We start from the raw sequence: 25,421 nt of genomic DNA, 5'->3' as shown, positions 1-25,421 counted from the left end.
CTTACGCCGTCTCGAACCGCACGTGCACCGTCGCGGCGATGGTGATCGACTGCGGAGCGAAGCCCATCGCCGGGGCAGACCCCTTCATGCGGAGCGACGCTCCCATCGGAACTGCGCCGTGGTCCGGCGCGCCGCTGTCGAGCAGGCCGGGATCGGCTACGGCGACAGGCGTCAGTCCGGTCAGCGCGAGTGCGGCGGCGTAGGTGGCCGCTGCGCGTACTGCGGCCTTCACTGCCTGCACGCGCACGTCGGCGGTCACCTCGGCCGTCGTGGCATCCGTGAGCGACCACTCGACGCCGTTCACGACCACTGCGTCATTCGTCGCCACGGAGCCCAGCCAGTCGGAGAGCCTGCCGGCATCCGCGAAGGTGACCGAGATCGGCGCCGTGGCCGTGTGCACGAACGGGAGCCGGAGTCCGTCCTGGTTCCAGGGTCGAGACGATGACACTGTCACGCCGTCGCTCGTCCAGCGCGTGATCACGCCGGCCTCGGCGTCCTGAAGCGCGACGATTCCGGCGATGATCACCGCGTGGATTCCGCCGGCCTCGTCGACGACGCCCTGCCGATCGGGGCCCTCGGTGCTCACGCTGAGATGGACGGTTCCGAGTTCGGCCGCCCGCTCGACCTCGGCCTCGCCCGCCACGGTGATGGTCGTCATGAAGGGATCCTCTCGCGCCGCCGCGGTCGTTCCGCGGGCCCTCCACACCCTAAACCGACCGGCTTCCGAGGAGTAGGAGAACTCCGGCGCATCGTTGTAGAATGGAGGGCTGCATCCGTTTCCCGAACGGGGCGGATGCAGCACTTGGTAATTCAACAGCGTGTGACAGCGGCCCACTCAGTGCGTCCGACCTCAGGGCCGGTCGCGAGTGCTCATGGGGATGATCGGTTTCGACATTGCCTGTGAGACTGTGAGAAGCGGGCCGAGGATCCAGGGTTATCTCGTAAACGATCTCTGGAAAACACAAGTGCCAATTCAAAGCGCACTGACTTCGCTCTCGCTGCGTAAGCAGTAGAGCCCTAAAAGTCCGTCAGACCGGGCCAGACCTCGCCCCGGACCCTGACGTCATCTAGAGGACTAGCTGCGTACCGACGCCTCGAGCGGTACGTGGGACTTGCACTCGGGCTGGGCCCGTCCACCTAGATGCCTGCAGCAAAGGTGGGGGCCGAGTAGAACGACTTGGCAGGCTACGCCCGTAGAAGGCATGGAATCTCAGCAGTGGACCCGGGTTCAATTCCCGGCATCTCCACCACTGGTCGCTGTCACACGTTGTTGAACCCCTGTCTCGGCCTGCGGCATCCGCGGCTCTACACGATGCTGCCCGCGAAAGCGATCCCTTCCCCCTGGGCGACTGCCGAGCCTAGGCTCGACGAGCAGACACCGGACTTCCCGGTGCGCAGATTCAGATGGGGGCATCATGCGCAGATTTCTCACCCTGCTGCTCGTCGCCGCGATCCTCGCCGTCGGCTACGTCTACGGTTCGAGGGCAGGCAAGGGCCCGTACCGCGACGTGATGGCATCGCTCGACGCGCTGTGGAACGACCCGCGCGTCAAGAAGGCACGCAAGCACGCCCTGAAGGACGCCCAGAACGCGGCCAAGGCCGCCGAGAAGAAGATCGCGAAAGCGGCAAAGGGATAGAACCGATGGCAGAGAACACCACGAACACCTCTGACGGCGCATTCGACGACGCTCGCGAGAACCTGGCCTCGGCGGCGGACCGCGCCGCTGATGCGGCCAAGTCTGCGGCGTCGAGCGCGAAGAAGACGGCGACGGATGCAGCAGGCAAGGCTCAGAAGGCCGCATCCGAGGCTGCTGCCAGTGCCAGGAAGAGTGCAGAGACCGTCGCCGACGATGTGAAGGTCTCCGCCTCGAAGGTCGGCAGCGAGGCCAGTGGTGCCGCTGCCGACGTCGTCGGCTCCGTCTCGGATGCGACAGAAGACGTCGTCACGCGCATCAAGCAGGCCGGTGCCGACGTCGCTGGCACGGTGTCAGCGTCCACGGCACGCATCGTCGACGAGACGAGCGAGCAGTACCGGCGCAACCCCGTCGTCGTGATCGCGATCGGAATCGTCGCGGTGGCGGGCCTCGTGGCCATCCTCCGCGCCATCTCGAAGCGCTGACGCCGCATCACCTCTGAAGCCGGTCCTTCCTTATGGGGGCCGGCTTCGGCGTTCCCCGTCGGTCGGCGCCTTCCTGCTCACGGACGGATGCAGCCGTAAGGCGGGTTCAGCCGCCCACGGCCTGCGCGCACGCGATGCAGAGCGCGGCTTCAGGGCGGGCGCGCAACCTGTCGATGGGGATCGATTCCCCGCAGCGCACGCAGGTGCCGTAGCTGCCGGCCGCGAGACGTTCGAGGGCGGCGTCCAGCTGCACGAGTTCGTCGTCGACGGCCAGCTGGGTGCCTGCCAGTCGTGACCACTCCGACGACATCGTCGGGCCCTCGGGGTCGTGCTCGTCGTCGGCCATTCCGTCGCTGCGCGATTCGCGCACATCAGCGAGTGAGCCGTCGAGCCGGGCTCGCTGGGCGGCGACGTCAGCTCGGCGTGCCAGCAGCACGCCCTCGAACTCGGCGACCTGGGTGGCGTTCAGCGTGCGACGATGCATCCGCCGATGCTACGCGCCCTGCAGCCGAGATCAGCGCAGCGCGCTGACGACGGCGTCGTGCAGGAGTCCGTTCGTGGCGAGCGAGCTGCCATGGGCGAGTTCGACGTCACCGGTCACACTGGTGAGACGGCCGCCGGCCTCCTCGACGATGGGCACGAGCGCGGCCAGGTCGTAGGGCTTCACGTCGAACTCGGCGACGATGTCGACGAGGCCCTCCGCCAGGAGCATGTATGACCACAGGTCGCCGTAGGCGCGGTCGCGCCACACGGTCTCGGCGAGGCCGAGGAGTCGATCGAGGTAGCCGGCATCGCGCCACTGGCCGATGCTCTGGAAGCTCAGCGAGGCGTCGGCGAGTTCCCGGACGCCCGATACCGCGATGCGTCGGGCGCCGCCGTCGGCTGCGGCATCCGCGGTCCACGCTCCGGCGCCCCGGGATCCCCACCAGCGGCGTCCGAGCGCGGGACTGGAGGCGACGCCCACCACGGGAACGCCGTCGATCGTGAGGGCGATCAGGCTGCCCCACACGGGCACGCCGCGCAGGAAGTTGGCCGTGCCGTCGATGGGGTCGATGATCCATTGCCTGTTCGAGTCGCCCTCGACGCCGTACTCCTCGCCGAAGATGCCGTCACCGGGGCGAGCAGCGGCGATCCGCTCGCGGATCGCACGCTCCACGGCCTGGTCGGCATCGGTCACCGGCGTGCGGTCGGGCTTGGTCTCGATGACGAGATCCGCCGCACGGAACCGATCGATGGCGATGGCGTCTGCCGCGCCGGCGATCGCGAGGGCCAGGGCCAGGTCGGCGGAGTGGTCGAGGGGAGCGGATGCGGCGGTCACGACACCCAAGCCTAGCGACGTCGGCGCGGCGGCATCCGTCGGCGGAGAACACGCTGGGCCGGCCTCGATTGGCGTTGACCGCCGATCGGATGCTAGAGTCATCACTCGGTTCGGGAAGCAATTTCCGGGCCGAAAACGCACCTCTAGCTCAATCGGCAGAGCAACTGACTCTTAATCAGTGGGTTCTCGGTTCAAGTCCGAGGGGGTGCACGAAAAGCCTCGAACCTCTCGCCAGGTTCGGGGCTTTTTTGCTGTGCGCTGCACTGCGGTGGGGGACAATCGGATGGTGGACCTCGGACCCGTTGCGCAGGATGCCACCGCCTCATCGACCCGGCGGAGTCGCCGTCGCGGCCTCGCGATCGTGGTGGGGGTTGCCGTCCTGGTCGTCGCGGTCCTGACCGGTGCGACCTGGTACGGCGTCTCCTCGTCCGAACTCGCCGCTGCCCGCTCCAGCTTCACCGAGTCATGGGCGGTCCTTGCGGAGCGCGCAGCCGAGGTCTCCGCCATCGTCGAGCGGGTGGGAGAGGACGTCGCGACGGCGGAGGACCTGCACGCGAGCTCGGCCGACCGCACGCTCGACGAGGCCGCCCGAGAGACCCTCGCGCACACCGTGGCGAAGATCGGCGTCGAACTCGCGGATGCTCGCACGGCGGTGACGGAGGCGACCACGACGTTGGCCGCCACCGAGAGCACCGAACGCTGGGGCACCGCCGAGTACCGGGCGGGAAGGCGGGCCGTCGACACCGCATCCGTCGGACTCGACAGGGTTGCCGGGCTGTCGACGGCCACAGCCCTCCTGCCCTCAGCCGTCGCCGCCGTCGACGCCGCCATCACAGCGCGGGCGGCTCGCGACGCTCTCATCGCCTCGGCCTATCGCGAACACGTCTGGGCCGCGGGGTGGGACCCGGAGCTCGACGCCTGCCAGGGGTCTGTCGACATCAGCGCCCACTACGGCGTCCCCGCCATCGCGGAGCACTGGTCGTGCACGGGCAAGGAGTTCCCGCGGGATGCTGGAGCCATCGTCGTGTTCGACGGCGTCGTCACGGGCGTCTTCCGGGTCGATGGCATCGCGGCGATGCTGGACTCCAGCGTGAACTCGGTGGCCGACCTGCCCAGTGGCCATGATCTGCTCTACCAGACCTGCATCGACGGGCAGCCGTCGACGATGGCCGAGGTCGCTCTGACCAGGATCGGTTGAGCGCACCGCAGCATCACCGGAGCGCCCGGGTGAGGGCCCTCGGCGCTTCGAGGAGCCGGTGTCAGCCCAGCCGGGTGGTCTCGTGGGCGTCGAGCAGGCCGAGCTGGATCGCTCGTTCGATGGCGGCGTCGCGCCCCGTCACGCCCAGCTTCCGATAGATGTGGCCGAGGTGCGTCTTGATGGTGTTCGTGGACACGAAGCAGTGGGCGGCGATGTCGGCGACGGTGTACCGGCTCGGCAGGTAGGTGAGCAGTTCCAGCTCGCGCGGTGTCAGGTCGTCGACGGGGCGTTCATCTCGGGGGGATGCCATCGCCCGCAGGCGTGCCGTGACGACGCGACCGAACTCCGATCGCCCGCCCGGCGCCTCCTCGAGGGCATCGACGATCTGGGGCCCGACCTTGGTGAACGGATGCAGCAGGCGTTCCTGCTCCGCCATCAGGAGCGCGGCGGCGAAGCGATCGCGGCTGTTGGCGCGACGCCCCTCAGCGATGCACAGCCAGCCGCCGAGCAGTTCCATCTCGACGGCGGCGAGCGGTGTGACGGGCGCGGTGAGCGCCCCGAAGTGGGCCAGGCGGACACGGGCCGCGGCGGCGTCGCCCGACGCGAGGAGCGCGGCGACCTCCTCGAAGGCGACGGCCGTCCACGTCGTGGCCGGCGTCCGCGGCGAACTGGGGATGCCGCGCCGACGAGAACGCCGGAGTTCGAGCGCGGTCAGTCCTCGGCGCACGAGCGGTGGCGGGGGACCGGGGGGCTCCTCATCGAAGGCCGTGCCCGATAGATCCATCATCCGGGCGGCGAGATGGGCGATCCACATCAGCTGGGTCCGGTGGTTCGCGGCGGCCCTCAGCTCGCCCTCTGACAGCGCGATTGCGGCGGCGGCGGGTTCGTCGCGCTCGATGGCCACCACTGCTCGGGCGAGGAAGGCCTCCGACGGCGCCGGGTGGGCCAGAAGGTCGAAGTCGCGGGCCGCTTCGAGAGCCTCGTCGGCGTGGCCGGCCGCTGACACCAGTCGGCCGGACATGGCCTCGACCAAGGCGAGGCAGCCGAGTGTCTGCACCCTGTACGGCGCGTAGGTCAGCAGTCCCGAGTCGACGGCCGCCAGAAGGGCGTCGCGGGCCTCCACGAGGCGCCCGAGAAGCAGCAGGGCACGTGCGAGTGACACCCGACTCGTCATGATGAGCATCGCGCGGGAGGTTAGGCCCATCAGGTCGGGCAGCTCGGCGTCGGGGTGCTCCTGCAGCAGGGCGAGCGCCCGCCGGGCGGAATCGAGGAAGACTTCGGCGTTCGGTTCGAACTGCACCCCGGCTGCGATGTAGGAGAGAGCGACCTGTCGCTGCCCGATCGTGAGGGCATCGGTCGCGAGCAGACTGTGGAAACCACTGGCTGCCAGCACCGGATGCCCGCCGAGGCTGAGCGTGATGGCCAGGAGCAGCTCGGCGTCGGGCCGGGTGGCCCGCACCTCCTCGGGAACCGATGACAGCCACCGAGCGACAGTCGAGGTGCGGGTGTCCTCGTAGACGTCCCGACCGCTCCGCAGCACAGTGTCGAGCACGCGCTCCCAGCTGCGCGCGCGCAGCAGGCACTCCACTGCATCGTCGATCTCGCCCCTGGCGGCGTACCAGTCGGCCGCAGCCTGGTGCACGCGCGACTCGGCAGGGCCATCCGTGGCCCGGAGACGATAGAGGAGCAGATCGCGGAAGAGGTGATGGAAGCGGAACCAACCCGGACGTGAGGGAACGGGAACGATGAAGAGCGAGTCCCGCCCGAGTCGTTCCAGGAACTCGGCACCGGGAACGTCCGCCACGGCCTCGACCAGCCCCGCGCTGACCTCATCGAGCACGGCCAGCCGCATGAGAGCGCCGCGCCGCGCCGGATCCATCGGATCGAGCACCTCTTCACTGAAGTAGTCGACGACGAGCCGATCGGTGTCGGTGAAGCCTTCTCCGAGATGATCCGGCTCGGTCGCGAAACGCAGGCTGAGCGCTGTGAGTTGCACGCCGACAGCCCATCCCTCGGTGCGAGCCGTGACGGCGGCGGCCAGGTCGTCGGCGACCTCATGCCCCGTGATCGATTCGAGCACCTGCGCTGTCGTCTCCGTGTCGAAGGCGAGCTCCCGCTGGCGGATCTCGACGAGGCCGTGTCGGAGTCGGTGTCGGCTCCACCCGAGTTGAAGGTCGACTCTCGAGGAGAACACGGCGTGAACGTTCGGGGGCAGCAGGTCGACCATCCGCCACAGATCCGTCAGCAGTCCGCCCGCCGGCAGGCGATCGAGGTCGTCGAACACCAGCACGATCGGGCCGAGATCAGCAAGGTTTCCCGCCAGGTCCTCGAGGAACGCCTCACCGAGCCGGCCGGCGGTCGCGCTCACCGGCGTCGAAGGTGCAAGGAACTCGGGCGCGACGGCGGCGATCCCCGCGACGAGTTCGGCGGCGAATCCGGCGACGGCGGTGTCCGATGAGGCTATGTCGAACCAGGCGACGATCGCGTCGGGTTGTCCCAGCGCCCACTGAGTCAGCAACACCGTCTTTCCTGCGCCGGCAGGAGCGACGACGAGGGAGAGGGGCGCCGCCATGCCGGAGTCGAGCCGACTGCGTAGGGCCGGCCGATCGACGGCGTGCTGCGGGATCTCTCGCGGTCTGGTGTTTGGCATTCGTTCCCCCTGAGGTTCGCTCACCCCTGTTCTCGAATCATTCCACAGGGGTGACGCCAAGGCGAGCAGGACGCGGGCACACTGTGCTGACGAGCCGGGTACGCCCGGCAGCCCCATCGATCTGCGGGGAGGAACCCGATGGAGAGCCAGGAGATCGAGATCGTCGTGCGCGGGAAGCTCGGGCCGGATCTCGTCGCTGCCCTTGACGGATTCTCGGTGAGCAGCAAGGCCAGCGGCCGCACGCGCGTCGTCGGGGTGGTCTTGGATCAACCGCGGCTACTCGGCATCCTCGCGATGTTCGACGAGCTGCACATCGACGTCATCTCGGTGAACCCCGTGGACGCCGGATCCGCGTGATTCTCACCCGCCCCGGGTGACGTGGAGCCGCTGGGCTGCTCGTAGCTTTCGGACTGTGGTGGACGATCGGTCCACTCGATGACGAGGGGTGTTGACATGGACTTCTGGGGCTGGATCGCGTGGTTCTTCTGGGTGTTCGTCTTCGTCGCGTACCTCATGGTGATCTTCTCGATCATCGGGGACATCTTCCGCGACCACACGTTGAACGGGTGGCTCAAGGCGCTCTGGATCATCCTGCTGGTGTTCGTGCCGTTCCTGACCGCCCTGGTCTACCTCATCGCCCGCGGAACGGGGATGCAGCGCCGGTCGCTCGAGCAGGCGCAGGGGCTTCGGGCCCAGCAGGATGCGTACATCAGGGCCACGGCTTCGGCCGGCTCACCGGTCGATGAGATCGCGAAGGCCAAGGCCCTGCTCGAGTCGGGGGCCATCACGCAGGCCGAGTTCGACGCGCTCAAGGCGCGAGCCCTGGCCGCCTGAGCCAAGATCACCCGGCCCGCATGACGCGAGTGCCGGATCCGCAGCAATAACGTCCAGACAGCGCCGGCGCGGGAGTGGATCCCGCTCGATCGGAGCGCATTTCCAGTTCGATGAATCGAGGAGGTTGACCAGATGAGTACAGTCGGCAGCGAAAGGACCGCATGGGTCGGGTGGGGCACATTCGCCGGGGTGATCATCCTGATGAGCGGATTGTTCAGCGTCCTGCAGGGACTCGTCGCCCTGATCGGCTCCAACGTCTACTACGCGGTCGTGGACGGGACCCTGTTCCTGTTCGACGTGACCGGCTGGGGCTGGTGGAACCTCATCATCGGAGCTCTGCTCGCACTGACGGCCATCGCCCTCCTCGTCGGCCAGACGTGGGCGCGGGTCGTGGCCATCATCCTCGCGATCCTGAGCGCGATCGGCCAACTGCTGCTGATCCCGGTGCAGCCGTGGTGGGCCATCATCATCATCGCCGTCGATGTGCTCGTCATCTACGCGCTGACTGCTCACGGCAAAGAGATGCGCTCGGAGTAACAGCTTGGTGGCAGTGACCACCTGACGTTTGGAGAGGAGTCGCCATGGAGTACCTGGTGGTCGCCCTGCAGGGGTGCATCGTCATCGGCGCGATCGTCATGGGCGTGCGCACCGGAGGTCTCGGCCTCGGGCTCTGGGGTGTCGTCGGCACCGTCATCCTGGTCTTCGTCTTCCATCTGCCGCCCGGCGCGATCCCGGTGGACGCGTTCTTCATCATCATCGCGGTGATCACGGCGTCCTCGGCGATGCAGGCGGCAGGCGGCATCGACTACCTCGTCGCGATCGCGTCGAAGATCATCCAACGCAACCCGAAACGCCTCACCTATGTGGCTCCCCTCGTCGCATTCGTGTTCACGGTGCTCTCGGGCACGTCGAACATCTTCTTCGCCCTGATCCCGGTGATCTACGAGACGGCGTACCGCAACGGTCAGCGACCTGAGCGGGCTCTCGCTGCATCGACCGTGACGTCCGGCCTGGGCATCACCGCCAGTCCGGTCTCGGCGGCGATGGCCGCGTACCTCGTGCTGATGGCTGGCACGGGGTACGGGCTCCCGCAGATCCTGCTCATCACCATTCCCGCGGCCGTCGTGGCCTGTTTGGTCGCGTCGCTGGTGCAGCAGCGGCTCGGCAAGGACCTGCTCGATGACAAGGAATTCCTCAAGAGGGTGAAGGCCGGCAATGTAGCGGTGCCCGCCGCCCTCCAGGCCCGCTACGAGGCCAGGTTCGGCACCGCCGGCGTGGCCTCGGTCGGAAGCACGACGGCAGCGGGTGGAACGGCTGCGACAGCAGTGAAGGAATCGCCCGCGCTGATCGAGCATCCTGTGCCGAAGGGCGGCAAGACCGCGGCGATGATCTTCGTGGCTGGAACCCTCCTCATCGTCCTGCTCGGACTGTTCCCCGACCTGCGACCGGCCTTCCCCGACGAGGACGGTGAGCTCGTGCCGATCGGCATGTCGACAGTGATCGAGATGATCATGTTCACGGTCGCCCTCGTGATCATCCTCGCCCGCAGGATCAAGCCGAGCCTCGTCGTCGAGCAGCCCCTCCTCAAGGCCGGTTTCGTCGCCGCCGTCGCACTGTTCGGAATCGCGTGGATGGCCGACACCTTCATCGCGGCGAACCAGGAGACCATCATCGAGCCGCTCGGCGCGATGATCGAATCGAACCCGCTGCTGCTCGCCGTCGCTCTCTTCATCGTCTGCGGTCTCACCACGAGCCAGTCGGCCACGACCAACACCATGATCCCGATCGCTCTGGCCGCCGGCCTCGCGCCCGGTGTCATCACGGCGATGTGGCCCTCCCTCATCGGAGTGTGGCTGTTCCCGGCGAACGGTTCGCAGATCGCGGCCGTCGAGACCGACCTCACCGGGTCGACGAAACTCACCCAGGTGCCGGTCTGGCACTCCTTCACCATCCCGATGCTGGTGTCGTGGGTGGCCGTCGTCGCCGCGGGACTGTTGATCCAGCTCCTCATCCCGGCGTGACTCGAGCACACGCCCTGCACTCGCACTGACCGAGTCGGTGCTCGGAAGACCCAATGAAGGGGGACCTCATGTCCGATTCTGCCGACCTCGAGGCTGCAGTCGCGCAGCTCATGCCGGAGGTCATCCACCGGCTCGAGACTCTCGTTCGGATCCCCTCGATCGCCTTCCCCGGCTTCGACGCGGCACCGGTGCACGCGATGGGGGCCGCGGTCGTCGACCTGTTCATCGACGCAGGCGTCTCCGGCGTGAAGCTGCTCGACGTGCCGGACGGCTATCCGTGCGTCTACGCAGACATCCCCGGTCCTGACGGATCCCCGACGGTGCTGCTCTACGCGCACTACGACGTGCAGCCGGCGCCCGCCAGCCAGAACTGGACGAGCGAGCCTTTCGAACCCGTCACGAAGGACGACGGCCGGATCTACGGACGTGGCGCCGCCGACGACAAGTCGGGGCTGGTCATCCACTACGGGACGCTGAAGATGCTCGGAGCCGAGCTGCCCTGCAACCTGAAGATCCTCGTCGAAGGCGAGGAGGAGACCATCTCGCACCTCGAGGCCTTCGTCGAGGCGAATCCCGAGCTCTTCACCGCTGATGCCTACGTCATCGCCGACATCGGGCCCCAGCGTGTGGGCCGTCCAGGGCTGACCACCGCTCTCCGCGGCGACGTGGCCTGCACCGTGACGGTACGCACCCTGGCGAATCCGGTGCACTCCGGCATGTTCGGCGGAGCGGCGCCCGACGCGCTGACCGCGATGATCCGCATCCTCGACACCCTTCACGACGAGAACGGCGACACCGTCATCCCCGGCGTCGACAGCTCCCGGTGGGAGGGCGCCGACATGGACGAGGACGTGTACCGCGAGGGATCCTCGATCCTGCCCGGCGTGGAGTTCCTGGGCACGGATTCGCTCTCCGACCGCATCTGGGCGAAGCCGTCGGTCACAGTGCTCGGGATGGACCTGCCCAACACGACCGAAGCGTCGAACGTGCTCTTGCCCGCGGTGACGGCCAAGCTCTCGATGCGCATAGTCCCCGGGGCCGACGGCGATGCCCAGCTCGAGGCCCTGATGGTCCACCTGCGCTCGCAGCGCCCGTGGAACTGCGAGGTCGAGGTGGCCAAGGTGAAGGTGGGCCACGCCTTCGCTGTCGATGCCTCGCACCCCGCCGTCGTCGCCGCGGAGGCAGCGCTGGAGGAGGCCTACGGTTCACCGGTCGAGAACATCGGCAGCGGGGCGTCGATCCCGCTCGTCGCATCGCTGAAGAAGGTCTCGCCCGACGCGGCGATCCTGCTCTGGGGCGCCGAGGACACGGCGCAGTCCCGCATCCACGCGTCCGACGAGTCCGTCGACCCGGCCGAGATCGAGCGCATGATCACGGCCCAGACCCTGTTCATCCGCAACCTCGCCGCCTCGGCCCGGGGCGAATAGTCCGATTCGGGTTCGATCGTCGGTCGGATGCCGGCATCCGACCGACGGCCAGCCGGTCCGCCCGGTGGTCGGTGCCGGGTGGTCGGCGTCAGGCCAGGAGCGTCTCGGATGCCGGCGCTGCCGGGTCGGGGAGCTTCCGCATGCGCAGGGCGTTCAGTGCGCCGCCCAGCGCGGCGAGGATCGGGACCGCGAGGGCGATCTGGAGGGCGAAGGGGCCGGCCTCGTCGTTGATGCGGATGATCTCGTCCGACACCTCCGGCGGCTCGTCGGCCAGGAGCGTCTCGAGTCCGGCCGTCGACATCAGCTCGGCATCATCCTCGAGCACGGTGGAGACCTGGGTCTTCTGCTCACTGGAGAGCACCGTGCTCGCATCGGAGAGGTTCGTGAAAGTGAGCGCCAGCGTGGCGAGCATGATGGCCCCGGCGAAGGCGAGTCCGAAGGAGAGACCGAAGGATCCCGCGGCGGAGTTGACGCCGGCGGCCTCGCTGACGCGCTCCTCGGAGATCGGCGACAGGGTGTAGTTGTTGAGCTGGGATACCAGCAGCCCGAGCCCGCATCCGCAGATGATCAGGGGAATGACGAGGAACCAGCCGCTCGAGGCTATCGGCACGATCGGAACGAGCACGACGATGCCGACGAAGGCGAGGACGAAGCCCATCAGGATCAGGTTGGCCGGGCGTCCCTTCGCCCGCCGCCCGGCGAGCAGGGCGACGGCGAACATGCTGAGGGAGAGCGGGGCGATCGAGAGTCCGGCCTGGAACGCGTCGTAGCCGAGCACCATCTGCAGATACAGGGGAAGAACGATCATGGTGCCGCCGAGCGTGACCTGCTGGAGGAGTTGCCCGCTGGCCCCGGTGCGGAAGGGCTTGGACTTCATCAGGTCCGGGTCGAGGAGGGTCGACCGGTTCCTGCGCTTGCGCGCGACCAGCCAGAATCCGAGACCCACCAGTGACGCCACGCCGACGGCGATCGTGGCGCCGACGTAGCCGCCGCCTTCCTGCCAGACCAGGATGCCCAGCACGATCCCGCCCATGCCGATGACCGACAGCGCCGATCCGACGACATCCAGGGAACGTCTCCCGGCGAACGCCACATCCTTCACCAGGGGCGAGCCGATCAGGACGATGGCGATGATCACAGCCTCGAGGAGGAACCCGACGCGCCAGGAGAGGAACGTGGTGATGGCGCCGCCGATGAGAGGTCCCACCGCGGCTGCGATGGCGGCCGACGCGCCGACGAGGGCGTACACCCGCTTCTGGTGATCGCCGGAGAAGTTGCCATGGATGAGCGACTGCATCGCCGGGAGGAGCAGCGACGCCCCCAGCCCGCCGATCACCGCCCAGAAGACTATGACCGCGGTGAGGCTCGTGGCGAGAGTCATCGCTATGGCGCCGATGGCGTAGCCGAGAAGACCGAGGATGTAGGCGAGCTTGCGTCCGATGAGGTCGCCGGTCTTGCCTCCGATGAGGATGAACGCCGCCGAGACGAGGGCCTCGAGCGCGATGGCGCCCTGCACCCCGCTCGCCGTCGCTCCCAGATCGTGCACGACGGCGGAGATCGACACGTTCATCAGTGAGGTGTCGACGACGAGAACGAACATCGCCATGGCCAGCAGAATCGCCAGGCGGCCGTTGAAACGTGCAGGCACCGCATCCCCATCGGTCATAGCGGAAGCCAATCACAACGGCGTTTCCGGGCGAATGCCTGCGGTGAAAATCACCTAGCACGGGTGAGCGGGGGCGGCCGTACACTGACCCCATGAATTCGCCAGGCACTCAAGCGCCGCCGCAGCCCGTCACTCCTGTCAGCGCGACGCCGCACACCGAGTCCGAAGCGATCTACGCCGCGTTCGCCGCCGGTGTTCTCGGCGCCGTCTACGGCTACGTCGTGTCCCTCGTCGTCGGCTCCCTGGAGCTCGCCGGCGAGAACCCGTTCGCCGTCTGGGCAGCCACGGGGGCGATGGTGGTGGCAGCCGCATCCGCCACCGCCGGATACTGGCGCGCGAGGGGGAACCCGGGCCAGGAATGGCGCCGTGACCTTCCGGCGTGGAAGTTCACGGTCAACACCGTGTCCGTCGTCGTCGTGCACACAGCCCTCGCCTTCCTCGCGACCTACGCCCTGTTCCGGCTGCTCGCGCTGGGTTTCATCGGGCTTCCTGTCGTCACCTTCTGGGCGGTCGTGCTGATGTCGGTGACCCTCGGACTCACGAGTTATGTCGTCTACCTGTCCTCCTCCAGCATGACCACGCAGCGCACCTCGTCGCTGCTCATGCAGTTCATCGTCATCGGAACCCTCACATCGATGATCACGTCCCCCGATCCGACGTGGTGGAAGTTCCACTTCAGCCAGTTGGGCACCTTCGACACCCTGTCGAGCTGGGTCTTCAACGGCACCCTCATCGCCGGGGGACTCCTCGTCACCACCTTCGCCGTCTACATCGCCAAGGAACTGACCACGCTGGTCGGTGCGGGAGCGCTGGGCAACCAGCACGCGCCACGCACCGTCTCCACGTTGTTCGTGATCATGGGCATCATGCTGGCCTGCGTCGGCATCTTCCCGGTCGACATCAACCTGGCGCTGCACAATCTCTCCGCGACAGGCATGGCGGCGATGTTCCTCATCCTCCTGATCAGTGGCCCGAGGGTGCTCCGCGGGATGCCGCGGACCTACTTCGTCGCGTCGTGGACCTTCCTGGCCGCGACAGTGGCATCCGTCGTGCTGTTCGTGGTCGGATACTTCTCGCTGACGGCATTCGAGATCATCGTTTTCGCCCTGATTTTCGGGTGGATCTCCGTGTTCGTCCGGTTCCTCGGTGCCGCGGGCGCTCGGGCGTGAATCGGTGCCGGTCTGCCCGGGCGCGGCGGTCCGTGGCGTGATGACGCAGCGGCGATCGAAGATCACCCCGCCCGGGTGACGGGCCGGGAGTAGCGTTTTTTCATGAGCACCCTGTCGAGCGCCCCAGACCGCCCGTGGTACACGCAGGATGCGGATGCCGTCATCGCCGTGGTCGACACGAATCGCGAGGTCGGACTGTCGCGGGCCGAGGCCGCCCGACGGCTGGCCGAGCACGGTCCGAACTCGATCGCCGCCGAACCAGCCCCGTCGGTCTGGCAGGTGTCGCTGCGGCAACTGGCCGATCCGATGAACGTGATGCTCATCGCCGTCGCCATCATCAGCCTGTTCATCAACCAGGTCAGCGTTGGAATCCTCGTCGGCGCCCTCGTCCTCCTGAACGTCGTGCTCGGCGCACGGCAGGAGCTCAAGGCGATGGCCTCGGTCGACGCGCTGGCGAAGATGCAGATCCCGTTGGCGAAGGTCATCCGTGACGGGGTGCTGGAGCAGGTCGACGCGACCACGATCGTCCCGGGTGACGTCGTGTCGCTCGAGGCCGGAGACATCGTCCCGGCGGATGCGCGCATCATCCGCTCCGCGACGCTCGAGACGCAGGAGGCCGCGCTCACAGGCGAGAGTGCGCCCATAGCCAAGGACCCGTCCGTGATCGACGATCCCGAGACGACGCTCGGGGACCGCGCCAACATGGTGTTCCAGAACACCCAGGTGACCAGAGGCACGGCATCCGTCGTCGTCATCGGCACGGGCATGGCCACCCAGATGGGCCAGATCGCCTCGATGCTGTCGGCTGTGAAGCCGGCCAAGTCGCCGCTGCAGCGCGAGCTCGATTCCCTCACCGGTGTACTCGGATGGATCGCCTGGGGAGCCGTCGCGATCATCATCATCACGGGCCTGCTGCGCGGTCAGGAGATCGCCTCGGTCATCCTCCTCGGCATCTCGATGGCGATCTCGGCCATCCCGACCGGAATGCCGTCGTTCGTGCAGGCGATCCTCTCCTACGGATCACGACAGCTCGCCGAGCACCAGGCCGTGGTCAAGAACCTCACCGATGTCGAGACGCTCGGTGCGACGAGCGCTATCAACTCCGACAAGACCGGCACCCTCACCATGAACGAGATGACGGTGGAGTCGCTCTACTTCGCGGGGGAGTGGTTCACCGTCGCCGGCACCGGGTACGAAAAGACCGGGGAGATCCTCCAGGCAGCAGGCCAGCCCGTCCCCGACTTCACCCAGCTCGCACTCGGCCTCACCCTCTGCAACGACGCCACGGTGTCCGACGAGGGCGACGTGATCGGCGATCCGACCGAGGCGGCCCTCGTCGTGCTCGCAGCGAAGATGGGCGCCGACTCCGACCTCAGCCGCGCGCAGTATCCCCGTGCCGCCGAGGTGCCGTTCGACTCCGCGTACAAGTTCATGGCCACGTTCCACGAGCTGCACGAGGCGGGCTCGTCGCGCCTCGTCGGGCTCGTCAAGGGCGGTCCGGATGTCGTCCTCGACCGCTGCACCTCGGTCGCCACTGCCGACGGCGACAAGCCGATCGCCGAGCTGCGTGAGACGGTCCTCGAAGCCAACCGCGTGCTGTCCGAGAAGGGCCTGCGCGTTCTCGCCTTCGCCGTGCGGCGTTTCGCCCCCGGAGTGGCCGTTCCCGCCGACCCGATGAGCGCGATCGAGGATCTCACCTTCATCGGTCTCGTCGGCATCATCGATCCCCTGCGCCCCTCATCCGCGGAGGCCGTGCGCATCGCCAGGGAGGCCGGGATCGAGGTGCGCATGATCACCGGCGACCACGCCATCACCGCGGCGGCCATCGGAGCGAAACTCGGGCTGGGCCCCGGCGCTGCGAGCGGTGCCGAGATCCAGGCGATGACAGACGCCGAACTCAAGTCCCGCCTGCCCAACCTGCACGTGTTCGGTCGCGTGACGCCGGAGGACAAGCTGCGGCTCGCGCGCCTCATGCAGGAGGAGGGCGCGATCGTCGCGATGACCGGTGACGCCGTGAACGACGCCGCCGCGCTGAAGCAGGCCGATATCGGCGTCGCGATGGGCTCAGGCAGTGCCGTCACGAAGCAGGCCGGCAAGATGATCCTCATCGACGACAACTTCGGCACTCTCGTCACAGCCGTCCGTCTCGGGCGGGCGATCTACGAGAAGATCGTGAGCTACGTCCGCTTCCAGATGTCGCAGCTCTTCGCGCTCGTGCTGCTGTTCCTCGTCGCCAGCGTCTTCGCGATCAACGACGGCGTACCACTAACGCCCATCATGGTGCTGTTCCTCAACTTCTTCGTCGCGATCTTCCCGGTGATCGTGATCCTCCAGGATCCCGCGCCCGCCGGAATCATGGTCAAGCCGCCGCGCGATCCCAAGCGCACCATCGCCAACCGCGGCGCAGTCGTGCTCTGGTTCCTTTACGGCGGCCTCATCTTCATCACGACCCTCATCCCGCTCCTGATCTACCCGGATGAGCTCAGCTCCACCGAGCCCAACGTTCCGGTCACGATGGCGTTCGTGGTGTGTGCGCTCGGCTCCATCTTCGGCGGCCTGGTCATGCGCCGCGATCCCGAGTCGGGCCTGGCCGCACCGATCCTCGTCGCCGTGAAGTGGCTGTCGATCCCCCTCGCCCTCACTGTCGCCGCCGTGGAGATCGGCTTCATGCAGCGCCTCATCGGAACGACCTCGCTGAGCGGGAACGAATGGCTCGTCTGCCTGGGACTCGCGCTCCTCGTCCCGTTGCTGATCGAGTTGGAGAAGTGGCTGCGTCGCCGGCGTCTTCGCCATGCGAGTGCGGTCGAAGCTCTCCGATGACCGACGAGCAGATCGGCCTCACACCACGACTCCAGCGCATCCTCACGACGGAGGAGGCCGTTTACGGCCTCATCCTCGTGTCGGGCATGATCGTCTTGAGCGGCACGACGACGGGCACCTCGGTCGATGCGTTGATCACGGTCATCGTCACGGTGCTCATCTTCTTCGCCGCCCACGTGTATGCCGACACTCTCGCTCGGCTCGCCGCGAGTGCTGGGCAATCGGGCATCCGTGCGAGCCTGCTCGCCGCGATCAAGCAGTCCTCCGGTCTGCTGGCCGCCAGCGTGATCCCCATCGCGATCCTCACCCTCGGCACGACGGATGTGGTTGAGGACAGGACCGCCATCTGGCTCGCCCTGATCGCGAACACCGTGCTGCTCGGCGCCCTCGGCTGGATCGCGGTCGCCCGCTGGAGTTCGCACTGGACGGCCCGAGTGCTCGGTGCCCTGATCACGGCATCGTTCGGCGGTGCGCTCATCCTGTTGAAGGTGCTCGTCCCGCACTAGGTCTGTACGCTGCATCCGACGGTGATTCCGCGGTCGAGGCACTCCCCAGTCCGCGCGATAGCGTGGAGGCAACTCGACGGAGGGCATGATGATCGAAGCGGGACTGTACCGCCATTTCAAGGGCGGTCTGTACGAGGTGGTGGGCGAGGCGACGGACTCGGAGACCGAGGAGCGGGTCGTCGTGTACACCTCGGCCGACGGGCGGCTCTGGGTGCGCCCGGCCGCCATGTTCGCGGAGTCGGTCGTGCACGACGGAGTCCTCGTGCCGCGGTTCAGTCCGATCGCCCGTGCCGAGTCGTCAGACGGTGAAGCCGCCAGCCCGGCGCGCTGAGAGTCCGTGACGCCGTCCACGCTGAGGACCTACTGAATGTTCACCAACAGCCACTTCCCTCAGCCCCCACTCAGGGGGCATACTCGATCCACGCGGGTCGGGGGATCCGTGGAACGGGGGAGACGATGACGACTCAGATCGACCTGGCGGTCCTGATCGCCGAGCAGCTCGCGGCCGTCGCAGCCGCCGATGCAGAGCTCGGCGACTGACGCCCTCGGTGCAGGCGGGGCCGGCCGCCTGACGCTCGATCGAGCCCGGGCCGATCAGACGTCGGGCGTGAGTCGGCTGATGACCGCCAGAAGGGCATCGAGGTCGGTCGGGACAGCGACGGATGCATCCAGCCCGTCGTCGGCGATGGCCGAGTTGTAGTACAGGCCATCGCTCACGAGCATGATCAGGCGCGCCACGGCCGGGTCGCCCACGGCCTCCTCGATGGCCTCGAGCCAGCCCGAGTTCACGGTGGCGATGGCCGACTTCGCACCCTCGTGCCGGCCCTGGGCGAGGCGGTAGGCCCCGATCATCGCGCGATCGAGGGGAGAGCCCGTGTCGACGGAGTTGCGGATCAGGTGGTCGACGGCGCCTGACGACGCGGTGCGGATCTCCTCGGCATCGACGGCGGCCAGCACCCGCAGCCGGTCGAGGAGTCCGACGGCCAAAGCGTCCTTCGAGGCGAAGTGGTACAGCAGCCCGCCCTTGGACACTCCGGCCGCGGCCGACACGGCGTCCAGGGTGGCTGCACGCTCGCCGCCATCGATGAGGAGATCCTGGAAGGCATCGAGGATGCGGTCGCGGGTGGTCGAGGCCATGGCGCCATCGTAACCAATCGCTCGAGCCTGGGGCCGAGGCGCGGGCGCTGGACCGCGTCCGCGACTGGCAACTGTACCGGGTAGACGGTACACTAAACAGATCAGTCACGAAACGAACCATGAGTAGAAGAATGAACACGCAGAGCGCATCACCGTCGACGGCATCCGTCGCCATCCAGCCCGAGACCTCGAGCCCGACCAGCGGATCCCGCCGACGCTGGTTCGCCCTCGCCGCCCTGATGCTCCCGGTGCTGCTCGTGTCGATCGACAACACCGTGCTCAACTTCGCCCTTCCGGCCATCTCGGAGGCCCTGCAGCCCAGCGGCGTCCAGCTGCTCTGGATCATCGACGTGTACCCACTGGTGCTGGCCGGACTCCTCGTCTCGATGGGCAGCCTCGGCGACAGGATCGGTCGTCGTCGGCTGCTCCTGATCGGGTCCGTCGGCTTCGGCGCCGTCTCGGTCGCCGCGGCCTTCGCGCAGAGCGGGGAGTCGCTCATCGCGGCTCGCGCGTTGCTCGGTTTCTTCGGCGCGATGCTCATGCCGTCGACGCTGTCGCTGCTGCGTTCTGTGTTCACCGATCGCAACGAGCGCCGGCTCGCCATCGCGATCTGGGCGACGGGCTTCGCGGCCGGCAGTGCGCTGGGTCCTGTCGTCGGCGGCATCCTGCTCGAGCACTTCGCCTGGGGGAGCGTCTTCCTCCTGGCCGTGCCGTTGCTGCTGCCGCTCGTGGTGCTGCTTCCGATCCTCGTGCCGGAGTCCCGCGACCCGAACCCCGGCCGCATCGACGTCCTCAGCATCGTGCTCTCGCTGCTGACGATGGTGCCCGTCGTGTTCGGCATCAAGAGCATCGCCGAACACGGCCTCGACGCGCTGGGCGTCGGCTCGATGCTGGTGGGACTGACCGCGGGCTTCCTGTTCGTGCGTCGGCAGAACCGCATCCCGAACCCGATGATCGACATGGAACTGTTCCGCCGCGGCTCGTTCAGCGGCGCCATCGGGGTGAACCTGTTGAGCGTGCTCGCCTTGGTCGGCGGACTCTACTTCGTGTCCCAGCAGCTGCAGCTCGTGCTCGGCCTGTCGCCCTTCACGGCGGGCCTCGTGCTCGTTCCCGGGCTCATCGCGATGATCGTCTCCGGTCTGGTCGTCGTGCCGATAGCCCGACGCGTGCGGCCGTCGCGCCTGGTGCCCGTCGCGCTCCTGATCTCCGCGAGCGGCTACCTGAGCGTGGCGCTGACCGGTGGCCGTATCGACGCCATCGGCATCGGGGCCGCGTTCGTCGCGCTCGGCATCGGCATCGGCGCGGCGGAGACCGTCTCCAACGAGCTCATCCTGGCGAATGCGCCGGCCGCGAAGGCCGGTGCGGCATCCGCCGTCTCCGAGACGGCCTACGAAGTCGGCGCCGTCCTCGGCACGGCCATCCTCGGCACGATCCTCACGGCGTCGTACCGGGCGTCGGTCGAGCTCCCCGCCGTCCTCGACGCCGCGCAGCGGCATGCGGCCGGCGAAACCCTCGGCGGAGCCGTGTCGGTCGCGGGGGAGCTTCCCTCGACGGACGCGGCCACCCTGCTCGCCTCGGCCACGGAGGCGTTCGGCAGCGGTGTCGGCCTGACGGCCTGGATCGGCTTCGCGCTGGTGATGGGAGCGGCCATTGTGGCGGCCACGAGCCTGCGTCGAGCGCGCTGACGCCGTTCAGTCGTCGACGCCGCGCGCGATGAGGGCATCGCCGAGCTCGTCGGAGGACTGCAGCGCGCGCACGATGACGGGCACCGCGATGGCCCGCAGCGAACGGTCGACGCCACGTGCCCGCCTGGCTTCCAGCACCGAGCCCACGATCTCGCCGAGCAGAGGGATGGCGCGGATGGTGAGGGCGAGCAGCAGTCCGACGCGATCGGCGTCGACGCGGGGAAGCGGCCTCAGGAGCGTGTCGACGGCGCCGAGCACCTCGGAGACGGTGGTGGTGAGGGTGAACAGCCCAGCGAGAGCCACGACAGTCACGACGCGGATGCCCATGGTCAACGCGGACTCCCATCCGACCAGCCAGCCGTTCAGGGGAACAGCCAGAAGGAGCACCCAGAACACGGGCAGGATCACGCGGCCGGCGAGCCTGGGCGGTATCCGCGCGATCAGGTACAGCAGGACGGTGATCGTCAGGGCGATGCCGAGGGCCTCGGGAGAGCGGAGGAACGCGACGACCGTGACCGCGACGGCCAGGATCAACAGCTTCGCGGCAGCCGGCATCCGGTGCAGCAGCGATCTGCCGGGGTGATAGAAGCCGTTCACCGGATCAACGCCCTGTAGAGATCGAGGGCGACGGCCGGTTCGTCGTCGGCGACGACGCGACCGCCGTCCATCACGATCACGCGGTCGACATGCTCGAGCAACTCGAGCTGGTGGGTGACCACGATCAGCTGCTGGTCGAGGGAGTCGAGGTAGTCGGTCACGATGCGGGCATTCCGCCCGTCGAGCAGGGTGGTTGGCTCATCGGCGATGACGATCGACGGCTCGGAGACGAGCACCGCCGCGAGGGCGAGGAGCTGCTTCTGCCCGCCAGACAGCTTGTGCGCGGCCCTGTCGGCGAGAGCCTCCAGACCGAAGCGTTCGAGTGCGGCGTCGACCCGTGCAGCGGCCTCGTCCGAAGGGAGCTTCAGTCGACGCAGGCTGAAGGCCACGTCCTCGCGCACAGTCGGCATGACGATCTGCGTGTCGGGGTTGGTGAACACGAATCCCACGCGGCGCCGCACCTCTCGCGCGTGCTTCGACACATCCTGCCCGTCGACGAGCACCCGGCCCGATCGTGGCGTGACCAGTCCGTTGACCAGGCGCACCAGGGTGGACTTGCCCGACCCGTTGGCGCCGACGACGCCGATGCGCTGCTCGGTGAGGTGCAGGTCGATGCGCTGGAGCACGACCTCGTCGCCGAAGCTGTGCCCGACGCCCTCGAAGCGGATGTCGCCCATCCGTCAGGCGTCGACGGCTGCGGTGGAACTGCCTGCCGCTGCGCCACGGCTGCGCCGCCACGGGCGGGGAGTGATGAGTCCGGGCCAGGCGCGGTGCACGGCCTTGGCGACCGAGACGGTCACGAGCACCTTGATGATGTCTCCGGGGAGGAAGGCCACCATGCTCGCGGCGACGGCCCCGATCGGTGTGTTGGTGGTGACGGAGAGCCAGGGCACTCCGATCACGTAGACCGAGAGGATGCCGCCGACGGCGGTCAACGCGAGCGCGGGCCAGAACGGGTACGAGGGGAGCAGACGAGCGGTCAGCCAGCCCACCACGAACGCGCACAGGATGAAGCCGAACAGGAAGCCGCCGGTGGGACCGAACAGGACGCCGAGTCCGCCGGTGCCGCCGGCGTAGATCGGAAGCCCGATCGCGCCGAGGGCGACGTAGACCACGACGGCCAGCGTCCCGTTGCGCGGGCCGATGATCGCGCCGGCGAGCAGGACCCCGAGGGTCTGCAGGGTGATCGGCAGCCCGAGGGCGCCTGTCGGAATGGAGCCCGGCAGGGTGAGGGCTGCGATGAGCGCGGCGAACACGGCGATCTGGGCGATGTCGCGGGCGGTTATGCGGGCGGATGCCATGGGCGAACTCCGTTGGGCGTCAGGGCCGCATCATTCGCGACCGGGTGACTCTCAGACTAGGAAATCACCGGGGTCGCTCGCGGCGATCGGCGTACAAGATCGCGGGCAGGATTTTGTACGCGCGTCGGAACCGCCGGGGCGGCGCGGCGCGGCGATGGCCTGCAGGAGGGAAGGATCAGGTCAGGCGACGAGGCGGGCGTGCTCGGAGGCATGCCGCGCCGGAACGATCTCGTTCGCGTCGGTGTCGGTGGTGTCGAGGAGCTCGCTCATCGGAGCCTCGGCGATGTCGACGGCGTCACGCTCGGCCCACTCGGTGATCGGAGCGGGAACCCAGGACAACGCTGCGGGCTGCGGGGCCGGCTCGCCGCGGAGTGCGGAACGCTCGGCCAGGAGCGCCTGCGTCAGCTCCGACGCGACCTGGTGCGTGAGCATGGCGTGGAAGATCTCGTCGGTGTCGGCATCCGTGCGTCGAACCATGGTCCAGCTGCCGTGCGCGCCGATCACATCGGCGAGGCGGCTGTTCAGCAGGTCGAAGACCTGCTCGGGGGTGAGCTCGGGGACGGAATTGGCCACGACAGGAGCATCGTGCCTCCGTCGCCGGAACATTCCGGTGCCCTTCGCCATGCTGATGCCCTTTCGTACCGCGGATGCTACCCACAGTCTCGTTCAACGCAAGCCGCGCGAGCGGGGGACACGCCGCGCGAAAACGCCGGAATCAGCGGATTTCCGCGGATCGACGGGGTTCGGATGCCGAAAACTGCTCGTGTCGGCATCGTGAAGGGTTCGCGGGTCGTGGATCAGTCGCCGATCGACTTCGCGTCGGACTCCTCCTTGACCGTTCCGATGGCGACGGCGAGGGTGAGGCCCCAGGTGATCCAGGTGAGCAGGAGCTTCCAGTCGCGCGGTCCACTGCGGGTGCGCTGCACGACAGACCAGCCGCCGATGACGCTTCCGATCACGGCTCCGTTGAACAGGTACTTGCGCATGTGACATCCCTTTCGTCGTCGTCAACGCTATCGCTCGGCGTCGATGTGCAGCAGGGGTATTCTTTGCGAGGCATATCGTCTAAGAGGCGAGCCGACTGGAGGCTCGAAGCATGAGGACGGCGCTCATCGGCGCAGCTCTGCTCGTCGTCGGCGGAGTCGCCCTGATCACGGGCATCCTGCCCCTGGACGAGGCTGCCGCCCTCGTGGATCGCGTCTGGCCCGTACTGCTCTTCGTGCTGGCCATGACTGTCGTCACCGAACTCGCCGCCGAGGCCGGCCTGTTCGACTGGCTGGCCCAGCACGCCACGACCTGGGCGCGTGGCCGGTCCTGGCTGCTGTGGCTCATCGTCGTCGCGCTGGCCACGGTCTGCACGATCTTCCTGTCGCTCGACACCGCGGCCGTCCTGCTCACTCCCGTCGTCATTGTGATGGCGAGGCACGTGGGACTGAGTCCGCTTCCCTTCGTCTTCACGACGGTCTGGCTGGCCAACACGGCCTCGATGCTGCTGCCTGTCTCGAACCTCACCAACCTGCTCGCCGAGTCGAAGCTCGAGCAGATCGTGGGGCATCCGGTGGGCCCGGCGGAGTTCGCCGCCCTGACCTGGGCGCCGGCTCTCGTCGCGATCCTGGTTCCGGTGGTCATCATCGCGCTTCTCCACCGGCGCAGGCTGTTCACGCGCTACGACCCCGAGCGTCCAGAGCGCATCGCCGACCCGACGCTGCTCGTCGCGAGCGCCGTCGCCGTCGTGATCCTCATCCCCGGCCTCCTCTCGGGGCTGCCCGTCTGGATCCCGGCCTGCGTGGCTGCCGGCACCCTCGTGATCGCCTTCGGCGTGTCGCGGCCTGCCGTCCTGCGGATCGGCCTCATCCCGTGGCCGTTGCTCCTCCTGGTCTCCGGTCTCTTCCTCGTGCTCGAAGCGGCCCACGCGCTCGGTCTCGGCGATGCCCTCGCGACAGTCGCCGGCACCGGCGACGATCCCCTGAGCCTCCTCCAACTCGCCGGCATCGGTGCCGGCGGTGCGAACATCGCCAACAACCTGCCCGCGTACCTGGCACTGGAACCGTCCGTCGATTCACCGGCCCGGATGGTGGCCCTGCTCATCGGGGTGAACGTGGGGCCGCTCATCACGCCGTGGGCGTCGTTGGCCACCCTGCTCTGGCACGACAGGCTGCGCGCGATGGACGTCGAGATCCGGTGGTCGCGCTACGCCCTTCTCGGTCTGCTGGTCGCGCCTCTCGCCGTCGTCGCGGCCACGGGCGCGCTCGCGCTCCAGTGACGATCAGGTTGCCGATCGCTGGGAGATCGCCGCGAATCTGACCGATCGTGCAGTTGCTGACCGATCGGTCAATTAGCGTCGGATCATGCCTGTCGACCCACCTGTCTCCGCGCGCGCCAAGCCCGGTCTCGAGCTCCAGGCCGTCGCCCTGGAACAGTTCGCCACCCGTGGCTTCGCCGGCACCTCCCTCCAGCAGATCGCCGACGTCGCCGGCTATTCGAAATCGAGCGTGCTGTACCACTTCGCCTCCAAGGAGGCCCTCCTCGATGCCGTGCTCGCACCGGCGATCGACGAATTCGGCCGCATCCTCGACGCGTGGCTGTCTGACGGATCGACGGATGCAGCCCGCCAGTCCTTCCTCGAGTCCTTCGTCGACCTGCTGCTCCGGTACAGGCTCGAGGTACACACCTTCATCAGCCAGGGCCAGTCCCTCGAGGACGTTCCCGTCGTCGCCCGCGCCAATGCAACGATCCTGCGGATGGCCGAGGCGGTCTGCCCTCCCGGGGCGAGCGTCGAGGACCGGCTGCGCTTCGGCATCGCCCTCGGCGGAGCCGCCTACACGCTCACGGCCGACCTCACCTTCGGCGGCGGAATGGCTGGTGGCGGCACGGCGAGCGACGCCGAACTGCGTCCAGCCCTGATCCATCTCATCTCAGAACTTCTCTCGCCAGTCCCGGCGCACTCCGTGCCGGCCTCGACCCGTTAGGACC

General features: G+C 68.0%; 26 protein-coding genes, 1 tRNA gene and 1 other RNA gene. 17 read left to right on the top strand and 11 right to left on the bottom strand.

Translation table 11 applies throughout. The annotated features are described in order from the left end of the window. Window position 1: 1 nt before the first annotated feature. Window positions 2-658, bottom strand: coding sequence for an SIMPL domain-containing protein (locus ASF30_RS02450; RefSeq protein ID WP_055901011.1), 657 nt, complete (start codon window positions 656-658; stop codon window positions 2-4). A gap of 216 nt (window positions 659-874) precedes the next feature. Between ASF30_RS02450 and ssrA the strand changes: the two genes are divergently transcribed. The 3 genes from ssrA to ASF30_RS02440 all read left to right on the top strand — a co-directional run bounded on the left by ssrA (window position 875) and on the right by ASF30_RS02440 (window position 2,119). After that, window positions 875-1,250: a transfer-messenger RNA gene (gene ssrA / locus ASF30_RS22150) on the top strand. Window positions 1,251-1,415: 165 nt separating this feature from the next. Beyond that, window positions 1,416-1,637 carry a hypothetical protein gene (locus ASF30_RS02445; RefSeq protein ID WP_055901008.1) on the top strand — a complete coding sequence of 74 codons (222 nt, stop codon included), beginning with the start codon at window positions 1,416-1,418 and terminating at the stop codon, window positions 1,635-1,637. Between the two features lie 5 nt (window positions 1,638-1,642). Continuing rightward, the gene (locus ASF30_RS02440) at window positions 1,643-2,119 is read left to right on the top strand and encodes a hypothetical protein (protein ID WP_055901005.1); all 477 of its coding nucleotides are present in this window, start codon (window positions 1,643-1,645) and stop codon (window positions 2,117-2,119) included. Window positions 2,120-2,225: 106 nt separating this feature from the next. On the opposite strand, the gene ASF30_RS02435 is transcribed toward ASF30_RS02440, so the two are convergent. Then, entirely contained in the window at window positions 2,226-2,603 is a 378-nt protein-coding gene (locus ASF30_RS02435) for a TraR/DksA family transcriptional regulator (protein ID WP_055901002.1), read from the bottom strand. Between the two features lie 30 nt (window positions 2,604-2,633). Then, a complete protein-coding gene (locus tag ASF30_RS02430; RefSeq protein WP_055900999.1) occupies window positions 2,634-3,437 on the bottom strand; it encodes an inositol monophosphatase family protein in 804 nt (267 codons plus the stop codon). Between the two features lie 137 nt (window positions 3,438-3,574). On the opposite strand from ASF30_RS02430, the gene ASF30_RS02425 reads away from it, so the two are divergent. Then, a tRNA-Lys gene (locus ASF30_RS02425) sits at window positions 3,575-3,647 on the top strand. 73 nt (window positions 3,648-3,720) lie between these two features. Next, a complete protein-coding gene (locus ASF30_RS02420; protein WP_157496904.1) occupies window positions 3,721-4,635 on the top strand; it encodes a hypothetical protein in 915 nt (304 codons plus the stop codon). A 61-nt stretch (window positions 4,636-4,696) separates the two neighbouring features. Here ASF30_RS02420 and ASF30_RS02415 read toward each other — a convergent pair whose 3' ends face one another. Beyond that, window positions 4,697-7,285, bottom strand: coding sequence for a LuxR C-terminal-related transcriptional regulator (locus tag ASF30_RS02415; RefSeq protein WP_157496902.1), 2,589 nt, complete (start codon window positions 7,283-7,285; stop codon window positions 4,697-4,699). Between the two features lie 138 nt (window positions 7,286-7,423). Between ASF30_RS02415 and ASF30_RS02410 the strand changes: the two genes are divergently transcribed. The 5 genes from ASF30_RS02410 to ASF30_RS02390 all read left to right on the top strand — a co-directional run bounded on the left by ASF30_RS02410 (window position 7,424) and on the right by ASF30_RS02390 (window position 11,567). Next, window positions 7,424-7,642 carry a hypothetical protein gene (locus ASF30_RS02410; protein WP_055900989.1) on the top strand — a complete coding sequence of 73 codons (219 nt, stop codon included), beginning with the start codon at window positions 7,424-7,426 and terminating at the stop codon, window positions 7,640-7,642. A gap of 96 nt (window positions 7,643-7,738) precedes the next feature. Beyond that, entirely contained in the window at window positions 7,739-8,119 is a 381-nt protein-coding gene (locus tag ASF30_RS02405; RefSeq protein WP_055900987.1) for an SHOCT domain-containing protein, read from the top strand. 132 nt (window positions 8,120-8,251) lie between these two features. Then, a complete protein-coding gene (locus ASF30_RS02400) occupies window positions 8,252-8,656 on the top strand; it encodes a DUF7144 family membrane protein (RefSeq protein ID WP_055900985.1) in 405 nt (134 codons plus the stop codon). 44 nt (window positions 8,657-8,700) lie between these two features. Beyond that, window positions 8,701-10,140 (top strand): anaerobic C4-dicarboxylate transporter, encoded by a 1,440-nt coding sequence (locus tag ASF30_RS02395; protein ID WP_055900981.1) that lies wholly within the window; start codon window positions 8,701-8,703, stop codon window positions 10,138-10,140. A 68-nt stretch (window positions 10,141-10,208) separates the two neighbouring features. Continuing rightward, window positions 10,209-11,567, top strand: a complete 1,359-nt coding sequence (locus ASF30_RS02390) for a M20/M25/M40 family metallo-hydrolase (protein WP_055902404.1) — start codon at window positions 10,209-10,211, stop codon at window positions 11,565-11,567. 88 nt (window positions 11,568-11,655) lie between these two features. On the opposite strand, the gene ASF30_RS02385 is transcribed toward ASF30_RS02390, so the two are convergent. Continuing rightward, on the bottom strand, window positions 11,656-13,233 hold the full coding sequence (locus ASF30_RS02385) for an MFS transporter (RefSeq protein ID WP_055900978.1): 1,578 nt from the start codon (window positions 13,231-13,233) through the stop codon (window positions 11,656-11,658). Window positions 13,234-13,325: 92 nt separating this feature from the next. Between ASF30_RS02385 and ASF30_RS02380 the strand changes: the two genes are divergently transcribed. From ASF30_RS02380 to ASF30_RS02365, 4 genes are all read left to right on the top strand, one after another. Further along, on the top strand, window positions 13,326-14,402 hold the full coding sequence (locus ASF30_RS02380) for a DUF998 domain-containing protein (protein ID WP_055900975.1): 1,077 nt from the start codon (window positions 13,326-13,328) through the stop codon (window positions 14,400-14,402). 102 nt (window positions 14,403-14,504) lie between these two features. After that, on the top strand, window positions 14,505-17,222 hold the full coding sequence (locus ASF30_RS02375; protein WP_055900972.1) for a cation-translocating P-type ATPase: 2,718 nt from the start codon (window positions 14,505-14,507) through the stop codon (window positions 17,220-17,222). Beyond that, window positions 17,219-17,728, top strand: coding sequence for a hypothetical protein (locus ASF30_RS02370; protein ID WP_055900969.1), 510 nt, complete (start codon window positions 17,219-17,221; stop codon window positions 17,726-17,728). Before ASF30_RS02375 ends, ASF30_RS02370 begins: the two co-directional genes overlap by 4 nt. A gap of 88 nt (window positions 17,729-17,816) precedes the next feature. Beyond that, window positions 17,817-18,059: a DUF1653 domain-containing protein gene (locus ASF30_RS02365; protein ID WP_235480238.1), complete on the top strand. Its 243-nt coding sequence runs from the start codon at window positions 17,817-17,819 to the stop codon at window positions 18,057-18,059. 263 nt (window positions 18,060-18,322) lie between these two features. On the opposite strand, the gene ASF30_RS02360 is transcribed toward ASF30_RS02365, so the two are convergent. After that, complete coding sequence (locus ASF30_RS02360; RefSeq protein WP_082467385.1) at window positions 18,323-18,865, bottom strand: TetR/AcrR family transcriptional regulator; 543 nt, start codon at window positions 18,863-18,865, stop codon at window positions 18,323-18,325. Between the two features lie 131 nt (window positions 18,866-18,996). Between ASF30_RS02360 and ASF30_RS02355 the strand changes: the two genes are divergently transcribed. After that, the gene (locus ASF30_RS02355) at window positions 18,997-20,550 is read left to right on the top strand and encodes an MFS transporter (RefSeq protein ID WP_055900963.1); all 1,554 of its coding nucleotides are present in this window, start codon (window positions 18,997-18,999) and stop codon (window positions 20,548-20,550) included. Window positions 20,551-20,556: 6 nt separating this feature from the next. On the opposite strand, the gene ASF30_RS02350 is transcribed toward ASF30_RS02355, so the two are convergent. The 5 genes from ASF30_RS02350 to ASF30_RS02330 form a co-directional block, all read right to left on the bottom strand. Then, window positions 20,557-21,147: an energy-coupling factor transporter transmembrane component T family protein gene (locus tag ASF30_RS02350; RefSeq protein WP_055900960.1), complete on the bottom strand. Its 591-nt coding sequence runs from the start codon at window positions 21,145-21,147 to the stop codon at window positions 20,557-20,559. Then, window positions 21,144-21,824 (bottom strand): energy-coupling factor ABC transporter ATP-binding protein, encoded by a 681-nt coding sequence (locus tag ASF30_RS02345; RefSeq protein WP_055900957.1) that lies wholly within the window; start codon window positions 21,822-21,824, stop codon window positions 21,144-21,146. Before ASF30_RS02345 ends, ASF30_RS02350 begins: the two co-directional genes overlap by 4 nt. A 3-nt stretch (window positions 21,825-21,827) precedes the next feature. After that, entirely contained in the window at window positions 21,828-22,448 is a 621-nt protein-coding gene (locus ASF30_RS02340) for a biotin transporter BioY (protein WP_055900954.1), read from the bottom strand. A 180-nt stretch (window positions 22,449-22,628) separates the two neighbouring features. Beyond that, entirely contained in the window at window positions 22,629-23,072 is a 444-nt protein-coding gene (locus ASF30_RS02335) for a hypothetical protein (RefSeq protein ID WP_055900951.1), read from the bottom strand. 173 nt (window positions 23,073-23,245) lie between these two features. Next, window positions 23,246-23,434, bottom strand: a complete 189-nt coding sequence (locus ASF30_RS02330; RefSeq protein ID WP_055900948.1) for a hypothetical protein — start codon at window positions 23,432-23,434, stop codon at window positions 23,246-23,248. A gap of 110 nt (window positions 23,435-23,544) precedes the next feature. Between ASF30_RS02330 and ASF30_RS02325 the strand changes: the two genes are divergently transcribed. Continuing rightward, the gene (locus tag ASF30_RS02325) at window positions 23,545-24,711 is read left to right on the top strand and encodes an SLC13 family permease (RefSeq protein ID WP_055900945.1); all 1,167 of its coding nucleotides are present in this window, start codon (window positions 23,545-23,547) and stop codon (window positions 24,709-24,711) included. Window positions 24,712-24,796: 85 nt separating this feature from the next. Beyond that, entirely contained in the window at window positions 24,797-25,417 is a 621-nt protein-coding gene (locus tag ASF30_RS02320) for a TetR/AcrR family transcriptional regulator (protein ID WP_055900942.1), read from the top strand. Window positions 25,418-25,421: the final 4 nt, after the last annotated feature.

Source organism: Leifsonia sp. Leaf264 (genome assembly GCF_001422325.1).
GTDB lineage: Bacteria > Actinomycetota > Actinomycetes > Actinomycetales > Microbacteriaceae > Orlajensenia.
This window is presented reverse-complemented; position numbering and strand designations above follow the sequence as displayed.